This is a genomic window from Paenibacillus sp. XY044, from assembly GCF_002257645.1.
Lineage (GTDB): Bacteria > Bacillota > Bacilli > Paenibacillales > Paenibacillaceae > Paenibacillus_AQ.
In genome coordinates, this window is the sequence record NZ_NQMO01000003.1 from 518,729 (window position 1) to 536,157 (window position 17,429).

A 17,429-nucleotide genomic window follows, 5' to 3' on the forward strand; every position below is an offset into this window, starting at 1 on the left:
CTAAGGGTCACTGGTAATGCACCTTCTTTTCGCCGAATTTAAACTGCAGGATCGTCAGCGCCGTGATCAAGACGAACAGGATCAGCGCCTGTGCGCTGCCGCTGCCGAAACGGTAGTTGATGAAAGCATCCTGGTAAATGTTGTACACGAGCACGTCGGTGCTGTTCATCGGGCCCCCTTTGGTCAAAATGTTGATTTGGGCAAAGGATTGGAAAGCACTGATGATCGACACGACCCCGACAAAGAAAAGGGAGGGCGAGATCAGCGGCAGTGAGATCCGGAAGAAGGTTCGCAGCGATCCGGAGCCGTCGATCTTGGCGCTTTCGTACAGGTCGTCAGGAACTCCCTGCAGGCCGCTCAGCAGCACGATGTAGTTGAAGCCGAGATTCAGCCAGACGGTCATGATGGCGATCGAGGGCAAGGCCCACTTGGGATCGGTCAGCCACTGGATCGCCGGAATGCCGAGAAAGCTGAGCCCGTAATTCAGGATGCTGAGGGTCGGATGATACAGAATCATCCAGATGACGGAGCCCGTTCCAACCGAGACGGCCATCGGCAGGGAGAAGATGAATCGGAAGATCTTCATGCCCCTGAGCTTCTGGTGGGACAAGGCGGCAAGCAGCAGCGCAGCTGCGGCGCCGGTTGGAACGGTGAGCAGGATGTATTTTACGGTCACCCACAGGCTGTTGTAGAATTTGTCCGAACTCAGCACGGCCGTAAAATTGTCGAATCCGACGAATTCGGCAATCCGCCCCTGCGGATCCGTCAAAAACAAGCTTAAGTAGACGGATTTTCCAAGGGGGTAAAACAGGAAGATGCCGAACAAGATCAGGGAAGGAGCCAGGAAGCAATAGGCGAGCAGCCGTTCCTTCCAGCGGGATGCGCGCATGGATTCGAGCGGGATGGCCCCGGCACGGGATCGGGATCGGGGAGGAGTTGGTAGCGTCATGTCTTTATCCATCTGCCTGGTTCAACCTCACTTTATAAGGATATGGACTTTCCTTCCCCAGTATAGAGAGGCGTTGTTAACGGGAAATCAGAGGGGTGTAAAGCTTTTCCGTAAAACGGACGACTTTGTCAAACGCTTGTAAAGCGGCCGCAGGAAAGGACAAGAAGCGCAATTTTTCTGGTCACCAACTGGGCGAATGCACATACACTGTAGAGGAAAACATCGTAGCAAGGAGGATGGACCTTTGGCTGTTATCAAAACCAATTCGGAGCAAACCAAGCTGCTGGCCCGGCTTATGAGAGCGGAAGCGGAATCCGAGGGATCCCTGGGCATGCTGATGGTGGGCAACGTCGGGGTAAACCGGGTGCTCGGCAACTGCCTGGATTTCAACAATATCCGCAGCATTCGGGATATGGTTTTTCAAAGTCCCGGCGGGTTTGAGTCCACGCAAAAAGGGTACTTCTATCAAAGAGCGAGAGACGCCGACATCAGACTCGCACGACGGACGATTAACGGCGAAAGAACCTGGCCGGCATCGAATTCGCTATGGTTCTTCCGTCCGACGGGAGAATGCCCGCCCACCTGGTTCAATCAGCAGAACACCGGACGTTTTAAAGCCCACTGCTTCTTCAGCCCATCCGCCGCGGATTGTCCACGTGTCTATGGATAACCCCTCAAGCAGCACCTGGGACATGGTTTTCCAATTTGCCATATATAAAGGAGGATGCAAAACACAATGATACCGCAACCTTTCTCGCAACCTTTTCGACCCGTTACGTATTCTGCGGGAGGTTATCCCGGCGTTTCCGGTATGGGTCCGATGGGCCAGCATGGGATGATGGGAACGATGGGGCACCCCGGTATGATGGGGACGATGGGGCACCCCGGTATGACGGGGACCGTGCCGCCGCCGGTGACCAGCGGCAGCCCGATGACACAGACCGGGGCTGTCATCCAGGCACCGCCTTCCCAGCAGTTTGAGCAGTCGTACGTTGAGAACATACTTCGCCTGAACCTGGGCAAAACAGGCACTTTTTACATGACATACGAAAACAACACGCAGTGGAATGCAAAAATATTCACCGGCGTCATCGAAGCCGCAGGCCGTGACCACATCATCATCAGCGAACGCTCGACGGGCAAAAGGATTATTTTGCTGACAATCAACCTGGATTTCATCACGTTTGACGAGCCGCTGACCTATCAATATCCAGGTGTTATCGGCAACCCGCCGACAACCCGATAAACCGGATTTCGCCCATAAACCCCATAACAAAAGCCGAAAAAGCCGTCCTTGGTGTCTGAATTGACAAGGGACGGCTCTTTTAGCCTGGCAACCGCTCGATTCCTTGAAATATCAGGCCGTCCCTGGAGCATACCGTCATACCTTGCCGTTTGACTGTGTAGTGTATAATTATATAATTAAGTATAGTGGTATTTTTATATGTAAACATATACTTACTTGAAGGGGGATGAATCCATTGGGAAGTTGACGGCCTATTCCAAGCAGTGGATAACGGTGGTTCACCATTTTAACTTACGAAGGAGGTGTACCTATTTGCCGGTCAAGGATGACGGTGAATAGGAAGCGGATTGGGAGACCCCTTACCGAGTTTGATATGGGTTTTTATACTCGTATTATTGAACGGTTTTTTTGTATCGGTTGAATTCGCCATGGTCAAGGTCCGGAGCAGCCGGGTCGAAACCTTGGTGGAAGAAGGACGGAAGGGCGCGGTGTATGCCCGTAAAATCGTCAACAATTTGGATGCATATTTGTCAGCATGCCAGCTGGGCATTACGCTCGCTTCGCTGGGGCTTGGATGGCTCGGCGAACCGGCGGTCGCGACGCTGCTCAGACCTTTGCTTCATTCGCTCGGGTTTGGCGAAGCAGCCGTACACGGGATTGCAGTCGTTATTGCTTTCCTGCTGATTACGATTCTCCATATCGTGCTTGGAGAACTGGCGCCGAAGACGATGGCCATCCGCAAAGCGGAATCGGTCGTGCTGATGTCATCGGCCATCATGATCTATTTCAACAAATTGATGTACCCGTTTATTTGGGTATTGAACGGGCTGGCAGGCAGCCTGCTGCGGGTGTTCCGCGTCGCCCCGGCTTCCGAGTCGGACTCGGCGCATACCGAGGAAGAAATCCGCATCCTGATGAAGGAAAGCAACAAAAACGGACTCATTGACAATACGGAACTCGCATTGGTTGATAACATATTCGAATTTGCGGAAACGACCGGACGGGAAATTATGATTCCCCGAACGGAGATGATCTGTCTGAATACGCAGTTGTCCCGGGAGGAGAATCTCGAGATCGCTTATGAAGGCATGCGGACCCGATATCCTGTCTGTGACGGGGATAAGGACCATATCATCGGCTTCCTGCACATTAAAGACTTATTACATTCCACAACGCTTGAATACAATACTTTGATTCGTCCGATCCTGACTGTACCCGAATCCATCCAGATCAGCGCGTTGCTGAAGCTGATGCAACGGGGCAGAACCCAGATCGCCATCCTGATTGACGAATATGGAGGCACATCCGGGCTGGTTACCCTGGAAGACATTATGGAAGAGATCGTCGGTGAAATTCAGGACGAATTTGACGAGGAGCGTCCGGGAATCGAGAAAATCCAGAACGATGAATATTCGATTGACGGATTGATGCTGATTGAAGAAATTAACGAACGCTTTGGGCTGGAGCTGGATACATCCGATTACGATACGATCGGCGGCTGGCTGTACTCACGCATCGAGGCGATTCCTCCGCAGAGAGGACTGTCGGCAGAACTGGACGGCCACATTTTCATAGTGGAAGAAACGGATAATAAGCGCATTTCAAGGATTAAGCTCCTGAAGCCGGAGATCATGGCAGAGGAAGCGGGCGCGTAGAGTTGTAATATATAGGGAGAAGTTCACGGGAGCAGTTCGCGGATTCGCGGATGCTGCTGAAGGGCACAGTGCTGCGGCGCTGTGCTCTTTATATTCACTGCGCTCATCTTCAGTTTTTCTTAGTAATTCGATAAGAAATATTTATATTAAGGTTGTTTATGCGCCGAAAGGGCCGTATTTCGATCGAATACCGTTCTAACTCTAACTCGGTGATTCTTTAAAGGAGTGGAACATCTGAAAGCATTCACGTTATAATGATTACTGATTTGAGAGGGGGAACCGAGGATTGGATTACCGCATTGACGTAAAATTCGAGCCCGTACATGAATTTATGAACAGTCTTCACACCTATATTTGTCGGGCGTCCTACAAGAAGATCGACCTGTCCCCTTCGTGGGCTACGGCCACCAAGAAACAGCTGAAGCCTGAATTTGCCGCCATGCTGGATGAGATGCTCGTGAATGGCGATTGGTGGAGCTTTGCTTATTTGCTGGGCCTCCTCGCTCCGGAGGGCAGGGGAGTGGAAGGCTTCCTGGATTGGCTGGAGAAGCTGACGATTCAGGAATTGGTACAGTTGTTCACGGCTAACGGGAATGAGTTTCCGGACGAAGACCTGGAGGTTTTCCTTGCCCGGACGAGGTCGATGTTTGAGCAATGGTACGAGCAATACTTCCGGAAAGTGGATTCGGCCATCCTGCAGGCGTTGGAACGGGAGAAAGAAAAGCGGCTGCAGCTGCTGAAGAACGCGGACCGGGCGGATTTTGTCGACGAGACGACAAACGGCATGCTGTTCAAACCGGTGGACAGCGCGGACGAGCTGGTGCTCATCCCGCAGTATCATTTTCAGCCGGTGAACATGGTGACCCATTATGGACGAAAAATTTACTGCCATTATAATTCCCGCATTTATTTGGGGGACGATGATTATATTCCGACCCATGACCTGCGGATGATCCGGAGCCTTGGCGAGAAAAGCCGGCTTAAAATTTTGCGCTTCCTGCATGGAGGACCGCGAACGTTTACGGAAATCGTCAGTCACGTCAAGCTGTCCAAAGGCATTACCCATGATCACATATCGAAGCTGCGCACCGCAGGGTTGATCTACGCCCATTTTGAGGGAGAGAATTTGACCGAATACAGCCTGAGAAAACGGGCATTCCATCAGATGCAGGAACGGCTGCTCGGTTACATAGAAGAAGGTTGACGTTCGAACGCAAGCTTATAGAAACAGCCTGGCCGTAAACGTTACGGAACCAGGCTGTTTGTGTTTGCTGCAGTCAATAAAAACAATGTCTTACAAGCCTGTTTAACCATCTATGGCCGGCTAAGTATACTCTCCTTGGACTCCAGCTCCGCCTTGAGCTCGTCCAGCAGCTGAAGCCACGTCCGGACATGCCACTGCCTTGCGGCCATGCCTTGAGGCGTATTTTTCCATCCGATATGCATCACGCTGAGGCGGGTGAGGTCTTCCAGCTGTTTGAAATTGACCTGCACCATGGTCAAATCCCCGTCCTGATTCATTGTCTCCGCAAAAATTTCGGGTCCCTTCCACTCAAACTGCAGCGCTCGCGGCTGCTCATATTTGATCAATCTGCATCCGGTCGGTCCTTGGTCGTTCGGGCTAAAGTACAGTTCATATTTACCGCCTTCCCACGGTTCAATCCGTGCTGCAGGAGCCAGCCACGCCTTGACGCGGTCTTCTTCCGTCCAGGCTCTCCATACTAGGTCCAGCTCTTTTTCAATGAATATTTCGTGTTTAATGGTCACTGTAATGAAGTCTCCTTTGGCCAGTCGTCAATGAATCTATGATTTATCCTATCCTAGCATATTTTTGAGGTCGAAGTCATGCCGAAAACGGGAAGAAATCAGGGTTATCGACTCAACTTGAAACGGACTGCTCGCGTTACAGAAAACGCATATGACAAACTTTCAGAAAAAAACTTTTAGTTCTCTATTTACAGAACTCGAATTGGTTTCTATAATAACGATATCATCTACAAAAATAAATCATACTTAGTTCATCGGAATGGTGAGTAAATGGGAGGTTATGGATTTATGAAAAAGGGAGTATACTTATTAACTTCGCTGTTGATTGTCGGATCACTGCTCGTTACGGCGTGCTCAAATAACGGTAATGATGCGGCATCATCCAGCGGAACAGCTCAAACGGAGCAGGGTTCGAAAGATACAACGGCTTCGTCTGATGCTGGAGGAACGTCTGCGCTGACCGAGCCTTACACGGCAGCCGACTTGTCCAAGCTGCCCGATGTAGCGAAGAAGCGCGCGGACACGATTATCGTAGCGCTGACTGATCCAAGCGGCGCGTTTACGCCTTATTTTACCCAGAGCGGTTATGACGGCAACGTTAACTCCTTGCTGTTCGGCTCGCTGGTGACTGTGGACGATCAGGGATTGCCGGTTGCGGACCTGGCCGAGAAATGGGACATTTCCGAAGACCAAAAGACGATTACATATCATCTCCGGAAAGATTTGAAATTCAGCGATGGTTCGCCAATGACGGCTGACGACGTGGCGTTTACGTGGACGATCCTGTTCGACCCGTCCTATGACGGCGACTCGATCATTCCGAGCACGATCGCGATCCAGGGAGCGCAGGATTACAAGGATGGCAAAGCGAAGAGCATTTCCGGCATCAAGGTTATCGACCCGCAGACGATTTCCGTCACGCTGGATAAACCGAACGCAACGGCACTTGTAACACTCGGCTCGAACATTTTGTCCAAGGCATACTACGGTAAAGATTATAAGTTTGGCGATCTGAGCTATATCAAGAACCTGCATCAAACGCCTGTCGGCAACGGCCCATACAAGCTGGAAAAATTCATTCCTGGCCAAGAAGTCCGTTTTGTCGCCAACGAGAACTACTACAAAGGCAAGCCGAAGACGGAACACTTCATCTATAAAACGTCCGAAGGCGACGCTTGGCAGTACCTGGAGACCGGAGAAATCGACTATACCTCGTTCCCGGCCACAACCGAAAATATCGAGAAGCTGAAGTCTCTCGGCTTCACCAACATTGTGCCTTATACGGCCAGCAACTACGGTTACCTGCAGGTCAACCTGGAACACGAAGCGCTGAAGGATAAGCAAGTGCGTCAAGCGATCGCTTACGGTCTCGACCGTCAAAGCATCTACGTGGACGCCAACGAAGGCGCCGGCGCAGTGGCCAACATCCCGGCTCCGCCGATCTCTTGGGCTTACACGGAAGACGGCATCGACCCGTACAAATTCGATACGGAAAAAGCCAAGCAGCTGCTTGACGAAGCAGGCTGGAAAGTGGGCGCAGGCGGTATCCGCGAGAAAGACGGCAAGAAGCTGACGATTCACTACCTGGGCTCGAAGAGCAAGCAGACGGATATCTTTATTCCGGTAGCCAAAGAGAACTTCCAGGCGATCGGCGTTGACTTCCAGCCGGAAGTGTTCGCCGACTTCAACTCCCTCGTCTCCAAAGTGGAGAGCGGAGATTACGATCTCGTATCCTTCTCGACTCCGCTGCTGCAGGATCCGTCGGACGGCGTGATGCAGTTTATCGACGGCGAAATCAAGGCCTACGACAATCCGAAGGTCAAAGAACTGTATGACAAAGCGCTCGCAACTTCCGATATCGAAGAGCGCAAAGCCATTTACAAAGAGCTGTTCCAGCTGCTGAACGACGAGCTGCCGGTCATCTTCACGAACTACAAGAAGACCGTGTACGGCTACAACGGCCGCATCGAGAACCTGAAGGTCAGCCCGTTCGTCGGACTTGCCAATAGCTTGCCTGACTGGTCGCTGAAGCCAGTACAATAATCAGAAGGACCCACAATGGAGTCCCCCGACCGCGAAGCAGCCGCTTCAGCCGGCGGGGGACCATGTAATTAGGAGGCGAATGATGGGCACTTATTTGACGAAGCGTATCATTTACATGATCGTCATCCTGTTTGCGGCATCCTTTTTGATCTTCAGCCTCTACGCGCTGACTCCAGGTGATTTCATCAGCAGCAATATCAAGCTGAGCCCGGAGCGAAAGGCGGAGCTAAGGGAGATTTACGGGCTGAGCAAGCCGCTTCTGGAACGGTACGGCATATGGATGAACAACGTATTTCACGGAGATTTCGGTTTTTCCCTAGCGCAGCAGCAACCGGTGCTGAAGCTGTTTAACCAGTATATTTGGAACTCCTTTCTGCTGGCGGTCATATCCACGTTTTTGACCTGGGTCATCGCCGTCATCATCGGAGTCGTTTCCGCTTATAAGCAGTATTCGTGGTTCGATACGATCGTGATGGTGGCCATTTTTGCCGCCATGTCGATTCCTTCCTTCTTCATCGGACTGTTCCTGATCAAGATTATGGCCGTCGACCTGAAATGGCTCCCGCCTGGCGGGATGCTAACGACAGGAAGCAATACGACCGGCTGGGCTTATATAAAGGAAGTCATCCATCATATGACGCTGCCGGTGATCGTCATGACGCTGCTCGGCGTCGGCTCACTGACACGCTATTTCCGCAGTAATATGATCGATGTCATCAAGCAGGATTATATCCGCACGGCGCGGGCGAAAGGGCTGAAAGAGGACAAAGTTCTGTTCAGGCACGCCCTGCGCAATGCGCTTTTACCGGCCATCACCCTGGTTGGCTTTGAACTGCCGGCCCTGTTCGGCGGATCGATTATTATCGAAAAAATCTTTAACTGGCCGGGGATCGGCCAGCTGTACATGCAGTCCTTCAGCCTGCGGGATTATCCGCTGCTCATGGGCTTCACGATGCTGCTGGCGATTCTGACGGTCATCGGCACGCTGTTGTCGGATGTGCTCTATCACATCGCCGATCCGCGCGTGCGGCTGCATTAGGGAGGGGAGACATATATGGCTATTAACAGCACACCAATGACTGATGCCGTTCCGGCAGCAAAAACGACGCCGAAGTCTTCCTCCTTATTCAAACAGTCGATGCGGAGGCTGCTGCATAACAAGCTGGCGATTTTCGGACTTGTCGTCGTGGTCATTATGTTTATTGCTTGTTTCCTGGGACCTGTCTTTTCGCCCTACGCAGACAACAAGATTCATATGAATGTGATGAACAAAGCGCCAAGCATGAAGCACTGGCTCGGGACGGATGCCTTGGGCCGCGACGTGCTCACGCGGGTGCTCCAGGCCGGCCGCATTTCCTTGACGGTGGGTCTGGCGTCCATGTTTCTATCGGTGTTTATCGGCGCGCTGCTTGGCGCGATCGCTGGCTACTACCGGGGGATCGTGGACCAAATCATTATGCGGATCGCGGATTTGCTCCTGACGATTCCGGGACTGCCGCTGCTGTTTATTTTCGGCGCGCTGCTGTCGGAGTGGAAGGTGCCGACGAACTACCGGATGTATATCGTTATGCTGATGCTCGGTCTCGTCAACTGGCCGGGGCTTGCCCGGATGGTCCGGGGGCAGATGCTCAGCCTGCGCGAGCGCGAGTTTATGCAGGCTGCCGTGGTGCTCGGACTGCGCGACAGACGCAAGCTGTTCAACCACCTGCTGCCGAACATCGTTCCGCTCTTGATCGTCATCGCGACGCTCAATATCGGCGGCTCGATCCTTAGCGAGTCGGTACTCAGCTTCTTCGGTCTCGGCGTTATGCCGCCGACACCGACTTGGGGGAACATGATCGACGCGGCGAACAATTTGATCGATTTTCAGGAGCATCCATGGCTGTGGATTCCTCCAGGATTCTCTATATTTATCACAGTAATTGCCATTAATATTTTCGGAGACGGACTCCGGGATGTGCTGGATCCCAAACAGAAGAGGTAGGTGAACAGCGTTCTATGAAAGATCTCATTAAAATTGACCATCTGCGCACGCATTTCTTCAGCGACAAAAACGTGGTCAAAGCCGTAAACGACGTCAGTCTGCGCGTCCGGGAAGGCGAAACGGTATGCATCGTCGGCGAGTCGGGCTGCGGTAAAAGCGTGACCGCCATGTCGATCATGGGTCTGATTGAGGAACCGGGCGGTAAAGTGGTTGACGGAAGCATCGAGTTTGACGGCAAGGACCTGCTGAAGCTCAGCAAAAGCGAGCTGCGTACGATTCGCGGGAATGACATCTCCATGATCTTTCAGGAGCCGATGTCCTCGCTGAACCCGGTTCTGAAAATTGGCCAGCAGATCATGGAGCCGCTCATCGTGCACCAGAAGCTGAGCAAGAAGGAAGCCCGCGTCCGTGCAATCGAGTTGATCGAGCAGGTGGGGATCTCCAGGGCGGAGCAAATCGCCGACTCTTATCCGCATGAACTGAGCGGCGGTATGCTGCAGCGGATCATGATCGCGATTGCGATCTCCTGCGGTCCGAAGCTGCTGATCGCCGATGAGCCGACGACGGCGCTGGACGTCACCATTCAGGCTCAAATTCTGGATATGCTGCGCGAATTCAAGAAGAAATCGAACATGTCCATGATGCTGATTACCCACGATCTGGGCGTCGTGGCCGAAATGGCGGATTACGTCGTTGTCATGTATGCCGGCAAAGTCGTGGAAGAAGGCGAAGTGGTGAAGCTGTTCGAGTCGCCGAAGCATCCGTATACGCAGGGGCTGCTGAAGTCCAAGCCGGTCATTAACCAGCGGCAGGATGAGCTGTATTCGATCCCGGGTCAAGTGCCGAATCCGCTCGATCTGACCGATTCATGCTATTTCCATGACCGCTGTGCGCATTGCATGGACATTTGCAGAACCAAGCAGCCGGCGCTTAAGGGAGTAGCGGATCAGCAAAAAGCCGCTTGCTGGCTGTATGAGGAGGCGGTTGCTCATGTCTGAGGCATTGCTTGAAATCAACCATTTGAAAAAATATTTTCCGATCCAGAAAGGCCTGCTCAACCGCACCGTCGGTCACGTGAAGGCCGTAGACGATATCAGCATTACGATCCAGCCGGGCGAAACGTTCGGGTTGGTCGGGGAGTCCGGCAGCGGCAAAAGTACGGTTGGCCGCACGGCCATCCGCCTGATTGAGAAGACGTCAGGGGAGGTCAAATTCAAAGGCATCAATATTTACGACCTCCCTCCCGAGGAGCTGCGCAAGCTCCGGCCGAACATGCAGCTGATTTTCCAGGATCCGTACAGTTCGTTAAATCCACGGATTCGCGTCGGAGACGCCATCGGTGAAGCGCTGCTGGATCACGGCCTGGTGCCGAGAGCGGAGATTCGCGACCGTGTACTGGAGGTGCTTCAATCCTGCGGATTGTCCTCCTACCATATCGACCGGTTCCCGCATGAATTTTCGGGCGGTCAGCGGCAGCGGATCGGAATAGCCCGGGCACTGGTGCTTAATCCGGATCTCATTATTGCCGATGAGCCGGTCTCGGCGCTGGATGTATCCATCCAGGCGCAGATCATCAACCTGTTCCGCAAGCTGCAGGAAACCCGCGGACTGGCGTACTTGTTCATTTCCCATGACCTCAGCGTCGTGGAGCATTTATGCACGCGGATCGGCGTCATGTACCTGGGCTCCATGGTCGAGACGGCAACTCGGGATGAGCTGTTTAAAAATCCGCTGCATCCATATACGAAGGCGCTGCTGTCGGCCGTGCCGATTCCGATTCCCAAGCTGAAGCGGGAGCGCATCGTGCTGAAGGGCGACATTCCGAGCCCTTCCAATCCGCCTTCGGGCTGCAAGTTCCATACGCGCTGCCCGTTTGCCGTGGCCCGCTGCAAAGAAGAGGTTCCGGAGTTTCGCGATGCAGGCGGCGGTCACTTCGTTGCCTGTCATTTGGTATAACTGCCCCTTGTTAGGGGAAAGGAAACCCCCGTTTCGATGGAAACGGGGGTTTTTGTCGCGTATTTTGAAAATGTGAGAAAAAGCTAAGAAAATGATGGAAAAATGATGAAACCTATGAAAGGAGGTCATCGTTAATAGTAGTGAAGTTCAATATTCCCCAAAGGATAGGTGAGAGTCATGTCGAAGAAATGGATCAACCACAAACTGTTAGCCATTATTGCTGCCACTACCGTACTCAGTATGCTTCTTGCGACCGGGGCTGGTGCCGAGCCAGCCACAATCGATGACGTGGACATTTCCGCAGCCGCCGTAAAAGAACCGGGAGCCTTAACAACTCCTCCGCCTCCTGAACCTTTCATCATGAGCTTCGCGTCCTTCACATACTTGAACAATTGCTACGCCTCCGCCTCACTCGTGAACAGCAAAACTGTTGCTTTGAAGGCCACTACTTACGCCAAACAGAGCGTTGACAAGATCGGTGCCGATCTGACCCTGCAGCGCTGGACCGGATCCGCTTGGGTCGATGTGGAAACGAGACCGTTCATGGACACTGGAAACAGCTTTGTATCCGCAGATTCCAGCTTTACGGTGACCACGGGATATTATTACCGCGCCAAAGCCTATCATTACGTTTATAAAGGAACCGCTTTCGAGCAGACCACCACGTATTCCCAAGAAGTGTTGGCCAAATAGAGTACAAAATAAAAGTGACCGCCTGCAGGCGGTCACTTTTTGGTTACATATAATATGGATATGCCAACAAATCATTCATTAGGGAAGAGGCTCGACCAAGTTGAGAATTTCCTCTTTACTGGCCGTCGTTACGATGTTCAGCTGCACTTTATTATATTTCATGATCAGGGAATTCATGTTGCTTTCGGTGTAATAGGCTTCATAACCGTTCTTGAGCTTGATCTTGACAGGGTCTCCGTTCGTGAAATAGCCTGTGCTGGAATTCGGGAGGATCCGGCTCACGGTAATAAACAGATTATCGTCTTCCTTCGGTCCTGTATAAAGCATGGTAATTTCGTTATATTTCTTTGTTTCCAGATCCTTTGCTATGACGGTGGATTCCTTGAACTGATAACGCTCGGGAATACGGCCGCTAAAATCCGGAATGGTGAACGACAACTCTTCCTGCACTTCTGCGAGCGGACGCGTTGTTGGGACACCCTGTTCCGAAGAAATGACTTTCTCTTCCCCTGGCTGCGGTTCCGGCTCCCCGTGCAGATAATCTGGAGGGGGAGGAGTTTTCGCAGCGCCTACCGCAGACTGTTCGTCTTGGAAAACCACATTCTTAACGCCGTCCCCCCAGTCGACAATGGAGTCGATCAGCGGAGAAATCGCCTTCGTCACGGCTGTGGAGCTGAAAATGACCGCTCCGGCCACAAAAGATGCGGCCACCACACCGCCAAGCTGCAGGTGCCGATTACGTCTGCGGGAACGGTTCACTTCGTTAAGCCGGGCCTGAACCTTGTTCCAAGATGCCTTTTTGCTATCTCCGGACGTCAAGGAAGTTGAAGAGGCTGCCTTTTCGAAGGCGGAATCAAACCAATCTTCAAATTTTTCGCTTTTCATCCTTTACCCCCCACTCCTTAAAGAGCATTTTCTTGATACTTTCACGTGCCCGGTACAGACGTTGTTTGACGGCGTCCTCGGTAACTTCAAGCAGATCGGCGATTTCCCGGTACGATAGGCCCTTTCGCCAGCGATACTCGACCAGAACCCGGTATTCCGGTTTCAGTTCCCTTAGATACTCGACAATCGATTCTTCCATGAACTTCGTTTCTACCGCATTTTCAATCGACACCGTCGGCTGCGCAATCTCTTCTTTATACATAAAGACACCTTCGACATCGACTTGGTTACGGTATTTTTTATTTTTTCGCAAATAATTTATGGTCGTATTGCGCGTCACGACTTTTAGCCAGGCTTTCAGCTTGGCTTCATTTTCAAATACGGGTTTGCTTTTGATGATCTTAATGAAAGCATCCTGGATTATATCTTCCACCACGGAATGGTTTTTCACGATATACATAATCATGCCGTAGGCATAATCATAGTACTCATAATAGATTTCTTCCTGCAGATCCCGGCTGAGATCGTTGTAATCCGTAGTCACAAGAAGCCGGATCATGTTCGGCATGGTTTTCCCCTCTTTCCCATTAGCCCGTCATTCGTCTGTTTTATCTCATCTTTCCCATTTTACATGATATGTCCAGTTTAGCCTATTCTTTCATATAAAACAGATGCGGAAGAGACAGCGTGAATTAAGCTTAAATAGCCGCTTTTCCTTTCGAAAAAGACGCTGGATCGGGCGATTCAAGCAGAGAGTAAGCCAAAAACGGAGGTGAACGATTTTACAAAAAAGGCTGCTGCAGGTAAGATTCAGCACATATCAAGAATGTGCAGAAGGGGCTTGAACCATGGGGGATTACAAACGCAAATCGCCGGAAGAGATGCTCGAGGAGATCCGCAGGCTGCGGCGGGGCAGGCTGAAAATCATCATTGGAGCGGTGAGCGGCTCCGGAAAAACCTATCATATGCTCCGTGAGGGACAGACCCTGAAATCCCAAGGGATTGACGTCGTCATTTGCGCGGTGTCCACGCTGCAGCGCACGGAAACGAAGAAGCAGCTCGCAGGCCTGGAGAGGGTGCCCAGTATCCATTGGAATGAAGGAGAGACGGAATACAAAGACCTTAATCTGCCGGGCATTGTATGCCGAAATCCTGAGGTTGTGCTTGTGGATGGATTGGCTCACCGAAACCGAAAGGACGCCGAGCATCGAACCAGGCTGGAGGATATCCAATTCCTGCTGGATCACGGGATCAGCGTCATCACGACCGTGAACGTGTACGAAATTGAAGGCATTTATGAGCTGGCCAGAAAATGGACCGGGGTAGAAGTAAGGAGAACCGTTCCGCTTACTACCCTGGGCATGGCCGATGAAGTGCGGCTCATTGACGTTTCTCCGGAAACGCTTATTACCCGGCTGAACGAAGGCCATCTGCGGAGCAGCGGGAACGGGATGTCCTTTACCCGCAAGGATCTGGCTCTCCTTCGGGAGCTGGCGCTGCGTCTGATGGCCGACGATGTAAACCAGTCGCTGGAGAAGTTTCGCGAGCAGGAGGGGATCAGCGGTCCATCCGGCGCCTCGGAACGTATCCTGGTGGCGGCGCAATATCATTGGAACGGCTCCATTTATGTACGGCGTGGACAGCAAATCGCAAAGCGCCTGAACGGCGAGCTGCTCGTCGTTGTCTTTACGCGGCCCAAGCAGGTACTGTCGCGGGAAGAAGAGACGTTCAAGCGCTCTTTGCACAAGATGGCGGGCAAGACGGACGCCAGGCTTGAGGAGCTTACTTTATCTTCACCGAGAAGATTGGCGAAGTCGCTGATCCGGTATGCTATAGAAAAAAAGGTGACCCGCATCGTGCTGGGGCATTCCCGAAAAAGCCGCTGGCAGGAGCTGTGGCAGGGTTCGGTGACGAACGGCATCCTGAAGCATGCGCATGACATCGACGTGTTCTGGGTGGCGGACCGAACGGCGCAAGGGGAACCGCGGATCCTGCCGGCCCGCCGAACGCAGAACAAGCAGGGGGAAGGGTATCACCGGCTCAGCCGTGAGGAATTGAATGAGAAGGTGAAGCGGATCCAGCGTGGGCGGTTCAAAATTTATATCGGCGCGGCACCCGGCGTGGGCAAAACGTACACGATGCTTCGCGAGGGCAATGAAATATTCGCCAAGGGGACGGATGTGGTCATCGGCTGGTTGGAAACGCATGGCCGCGCGGAGACGGCGGCACAGGTCGATCACCTGCCCTTGGTACCTCCGAAGGAAGTTTCCTATAAAGGCGCTAAGCTGCGCGAAATGGATACGGAGGAGCTGCTGTCCAGGAACCCGGAGCTGGTGCTCGTGGATGAGCTTCCCCACACGAACGTGCCCGGCAGCCGTTTCCGCAAACGGTATGAAGATATTTTGTTTCTGCTGGAGAACGGCATTTCGGTGATGACGACATTGAATGTTCAGCATCTGGAGAGCCTCAACGATGCCGTCGAGCACATCGCGGGCATCCGGGTCTCCGAGACGGTTCCGGACACGCTGCTATCGATGGCGGATGAGGTGGAGCTCATCGATGTAACGCCGCAATCGCTGCAGGAGCGGATGAAGGAAGGGAAAATTTATGCGGCGGACAAGGTCGATCAGGCGCTGGGCTCTTTTTTTCGCACGGGGAACCTGATCGCGTTGAGGGAACTTGCCCTCCGGGAACTGGCCGACGATGTGGATGAGCGGCTGGAGTCCTGGCAGCGGAGCATGTCACTCCGCGGACCGTGGAGAAAGGAGGAAGTGATCTTTGTGTGCATCCTCCCCGGAACCCACGCCGAGCGTCTCATTCGGCGCGGATTTCGAATCGCTTACCGGCTGAAGGCCGCGCTTCACGTGACCTGCGTCCGCATGGAAGGTCAGGAATGCGACCTGGGGCGATGGCAGGGGCTCACCGAAAGCCTGCAGGGGCATTTCGGCGTACTCGAAACGGAACGGTGGAAGGGATTGCAGGCCAAAGTGCTCAAACTGGCGGAACAAGTCCATGCCACCCAGATGATTCTAGGACGCCCTGAAGGGGGGATTTTCACGGGAACGGCCCGCCGAAGAGTGCTGAAACGACTGATTCATGGGGCAAGTCGGATCGATGTGCTTCTCGTATAATGCCACAAATGGTATATTAGAAGAACATTCCTTTTTAATCATGAACAGGAGGAGAACAAGTTGACACAATTTGCGGCATTTGAAGGCGAGTTTAACGGGGAAAAGGCCATTTGGCTGAAGCATGGAAAATACGAAGCGGCGGTGCTGCCGGAGATCGGCGCCAATCTGATTTTGTTCCGGGACACGGAGCAGAGCTTCAACTATTTGCGGGAGCCCGAAGCGGGTGAAATGGAAGATTTCAAGGCGAATCCAGGCGTGTACGGCATTCCGGTTCTGTTTCCGCCCAACCGTTATGACGGCGGCAGATTCGAGTGGGAGGGCCAAGTCTACCAGTTTCCAATCAACGAGGAGGCCACGGGCAACCAACTGCACGGATACATGCATACGATCCCATGGACCGTGGATTACATAACCAGCAACGAAAATGAAAGCGCAGCCGTTTTGTCCCAGCGCGTTGGGGAAGGGCATCTGTATAAAAAGTACCTGCCTTTCGATTTCACCATTACGCTGAGATACTCCCTGAACCGGGAAGGACTGCGGCAGCAGGTCACGATCACCAATGACGGCAAGGAGAGAATGCCTGTGCTGCTGGCGTTCCATACGGCTGTCAATGCCCCGTTCGTACCGGGAAGCGAAGCCAAGGATTACCGGGTTAAAATTACGATCGGCCAGCGCCGCGAACTGGATGGCCGGATGCTGCCGACAGGCTCGTTCCAGCCGTTGTCTCCGGAAGAGGAACAGCTCAAAGGAAAAGGCGTGTACCCTTACTTCACCGAAATGGACTTCCATTACACTGCTGTGCCGCAGGACGGACGCAACCGGATGGAGCTCACGGATACACGCACAGGGGACGTGCTGATTTATGACGTAGGTACCAGCTACAAGCACTGGATGGTTTGGAACCAGTTCGCCGGCGGCAAATTTTTCTGCCCCGAGCCCCAGATCAACCTCGTCAACGCTCCGAATATGAAGAACATTCCCGCGGAGGAGATGGGGCTGTTCGGCTTGAACCCGGGCGAGAAGTGGGAAGAGACGAGCTTTCTGTATGCGCTTAAAAGAAACTAAGCACCGCGGCCGGGGCTCCCTGCCCCGCTCTTGAAATGAACGACCAAACGCCGTG

Annotated in this window: 16 protein-coding genes; 12 read left to right on the forward strand and 4 right to left on the reverse strand. The window is 52.8% G+C overall.

Annotated features, from left to right (window positions below; all coding sequences use genetic code 11):
- Nucleotides 1–7: 7 nt before the first annotated feature.
- On the reverse strand, nucleotides 8–889 hold the full coding sequence (locus CJP46_RS16045; protein ID WP_373558012.1) for a carbohydrate ABC transporter permease: 882 nt from the start codon (nucleotides 887–889) through the stop codon (nucleotides 8–10).
- Between the two features lie 304 nt (nucleotides 890–1,193).
- Here CJP46_RS16045 and CJP46_RS16050 point away from each other — a divergent pair, with 304 nt between their 5' ends.
- From CJP46_RS16050 to CJP46_RS16065, 4 genes are all read left to right on the forward strand, one after another.
- Nucleotides 1,194–1,619: a cell wall hydrolase gene (locus CJP46_RS16050; RefSeq protein ID WP_094596598.1), complete on the forward strand. Its 426-nt coding sequence runs from the start codon at nucleotides 1,194–1,196 to the stop codon at nucleotides 1,617–1,619.
- Between the two features lie 177 nt (nucleotides 1,620–1,796).
- A complete protein-coding gene (gerQ, locus tag CJP46_RS16055) occupies nucleotides 1,797–2,195 on the forward strand; it encodes a spore coat protein GerQ (protein ID WP_373558013.1) in 399 nt (132 codons plus the stop codon).
- A gap of 347 nt (nucleotides 2,196–2,542) precedes the next feature.
- Nucleotides 2,543–3,850: a hemolysin family protein gene (locus CJP46_RS16060; protein ID WP_094596600.1), complete on the forward strand. Its 1,308-nt coding sequence runs from the start codon at nucleotides 2,543–2,545 to the stop codon at nucleotides 3,848–3,850.
- A 286-nt stretch (nucleotides 3,851–4,136) separates the two neighbouring features.
- Nucleotides 4,137–5,054, forward strand: a complete 918-nt coding sequence (locus CJP46_RS16065) for a winged helix-turn-helix domain-containing protein (protein ID WP_256992363.1) — start codon at nucleotides 4,137–4,139, stop codon at nucleotides 5,052–5,054.
- 110 nt (nucleotides 5,055–5,164) lie between these two features.
- Here the strand turns inward: CJP46_RS16065 and CJP46_RS16070 are convergent, their stop codons facing one another.
- On the reverse strand, nucleotides 5,165–5,617 hold the full coding sequence (locus CJP46_RS16070; RefSeq protein WP_094596601.1) for an SRPBCC family protein: 453 nt from the start codon (nucleotides 5,615–5,617) through the stop codon (nucleotides 5,165–5,167).
- A gap of 288 nt (nucleotides 5,618–5,905) precedes the next feature.
- On the opposite strand from CJP46_RS16070, the gene CJP46_RS16075 reads away from it, so the two are divergent.
- The 6 genes from CJP46_RS16075 to CJP46_RS16100 all read left to right on the forward strand — a co-directional run bounded on the left by CJP46_RS16075 (nucleotide 5,906) and on the right by CJP46_RS16100 (nucleotide 12,293).
- Nucleotides 5,906–7,660 carry an ABC transporter substrate-binding protein gene (locus tag CJP46_RS16075; protein ID WP_094596602.1) on the forward strand — a complete coding sequence of 585 codons (1,755 nt, stop codon included), beginning with the start codon at nucleotides 5,906–5,908 and terminating at the stop codon, nucleotides 7,658–7,660.
- Between the two features lie 82 nt (nucleotides 7,661–7,742).
- Nucleotides 7,743–8,699 carry an ABC transporter permease gene (locus tag CJP46_RS16080; RefSeq protein ID WP_094596603.1) on the forward strand — a complete coding sequence of 319 codons (957 nt, stop codon included), beginning with the start codon at nucleotides 7,743–7,745 and terminating at the stop codon, nucleotides 8,697–8,699.
- 36 nt (nucleotides 8,700–8,735) lie between these two features.
- Nucleotides 8,736–9,644 carry an oligopeptide ABC transporter permease gene (gene opp4C / locus CJP46_RS16085; RefSeq protein WP_373558014.1) on the forward strand — a complete coding sequence of 303 codons (909 nt, stop codon included), beginning with the start codon at nucleotides 8,736–8,738 and terminating at the stop codon, nucleotides 9,642–9,644.
- Nucleotides 9,645–9,658: 14 nt separating this feature from the next.
- Nucleotides 9,659–10,642 (forward strand): ABC transporter ATP-binding protein, encoded by a 984-nt coding sequence (locus CJP46_RS16090; protein ID WP_094596605.1) that lies wholly within the window; start codon nucleotides 9,659–9,661, stop codon nucleotides 10,640–10,642.
- Complete coding sequence (locus CJP46_RS16095) at nucleotides 10,635–11,600, forward strand: ABC transporter ATP-binding protein (RefSeq protein ID WP_094596606.1); 966 nt, start codon at nucleotides 10,635–10,637, stop codon at nucleotides 11,598–11,600. The genes CJP46_RS16090 and CJP46_RS16095 overlap by 8 nt, the downstream gene beginning before the upstream one ends.
- 177 nt (nucleotides 11,601–11,777) lie before the next feature.
- Complete coding sequence (locus CJP46_RS16100; protein WP_094596607.1) at nucleotides 11,778–12,293, forward strand: hypothetical protein; 516 nt, start codon at nucleotides 11,778–11,780, stop codon at nucleotides 12,291–12,293.
- A 78-nt stretch (nucleotides 12,294–12,371) separates the two neighbouring features.
- Here the strand turns inward: CJP46_RS16100 and CJP46_RS16105 are convergent, their stop codons facing one another.
- Nucleotides 12,372–13,178, reverse strand: coding sequence for a hypothetical protein (locus CJP46_RS16105; RefSeq protein WP_094596608.1), 807 nt, complete (start codon nucleotides 13,176–13,178; stop codon nucleotides 12,372–12,374).
- The gene (locus CJP46_RS16110; protein ID WP_094596609.1) at nucleotides 13,159–13,746 is read right to left on the reverse strand and encodes an RNA polymerase sigma factor; all 588 of its coding nucleotides are present in this window, start codon (nucleotides 13,744–13,746) and stop codon (nucleotides 13,159–13,161) included. Before CJP46_RS16110 ends, CJP46_RS16105 begins: the two co-directional genes overlap by 20 nt.
- Before the next feature lie 280 nt (nucleotides 13,747–14,026).
- On the opposite strand from CJP46_RS16110, the gene CJP46_RS16115 reads away from it, so the two are divergent.
- Nucleotides 14,027–16,309 carry a histidine kinase gene (locus CJP46_RS16115; RefSeq protein WP_094596610.1) on the forward strand — a complete coding sequence of 761 codons (2,283 nt, stop codon included), beginning with the start codon at nucleotides 14,027–14,029 and terminating at the stop codon, nucleotides 16,307–16,309.
- 60 nt (nucleotides 16,310–16,369) lie between these two features.
- Nucleotides 16,370–17,374, forward strand: coding sequence for an aldose 1-epimerase (locus CJP46_RS16120; RefSeq protein ID WP_094596611.1), 1,005 nt, complete (start codon nucleotides 16,370–16,372; stop codon nucleotides 17,372–17,374).
- The last annotated feature ends 55 nt before the right edge of the window (nucleotides 17,375–17,429 follow it).

Coding starts and splice junctions, on each gene's coding strand:
- CJP46_RS16075 (WP_094596602.1), top strand. CDS start 5,906: ATGAAAAAGGGAGTATACTTATTAACTTCGCTGTTGATTGTCGGATCA.
- CJP46_RS16115 (WP_094596610.1), top strand. CDS start 14,027: ATGGGGGATTACAAACGCAAATCGCCGGAAGAGATGCTCGAGGAGATC.
- CJP46_RS16090 (WP_094596605.1), top strand. CDS start 9,659: ATGAAAGATCTCATTAAAATTGACCATCTGCGCACGCATTTCTTCAGC.
- opp4C (WP_373558014.1), top strand. CDS start 8,736: ATGACTGATGCCGTTCCGGCAGCAAAAACGACGCCGAAGTCTTCCTCC.
- CJP46_RS16100 (WP_094596607.1), top strand. CDS start 11,778: ATGTCGAAGAAATGGATCAACCACAAACTGTTAGCCATTATTGCTGCC.
- CJP46_RS16080 (WP_094596603.1), top strand. CDS start 7,743: ATGGGCACTTATTTGACGAAGCGTATCATTTACATGATCGTCATCCTG.
- CJP46_RS16095 (WP_094596606.1), top strand. CDS start 10,635: ATGTCTGAGGCATTGCTTGAAATCAACCATTTGAAAAAATATTTTCCG.
- CJP46_RS16110 (WP_094596609.1), bottom strand. CDS start 13,746: ATGCCGAACATGATCCGGCTTCTTGTGACTACGGATTACAACGATCTC.
- CJP46_RS16105 (WP_094596608.1), bottom strand. CDS start 13,178: ATGAAAAGCGAAAAATTTGAAGATTGGTTTGATTCCGCCTTCGAAAAG.
- gerQ (WP_373558013.1), top strand. CDS start 1,797: ATGGGGCACCCCGGTATGATGGGGACGATGGGGCACCCCGGTATGACG.
- CJP46_RS16045 (WP_373558012.1), bottom strand. CDS start 889: ATGCGCGCATCCCGCTGGAAGGAACGGCTGCTCGCCTATTGCTTCCTG.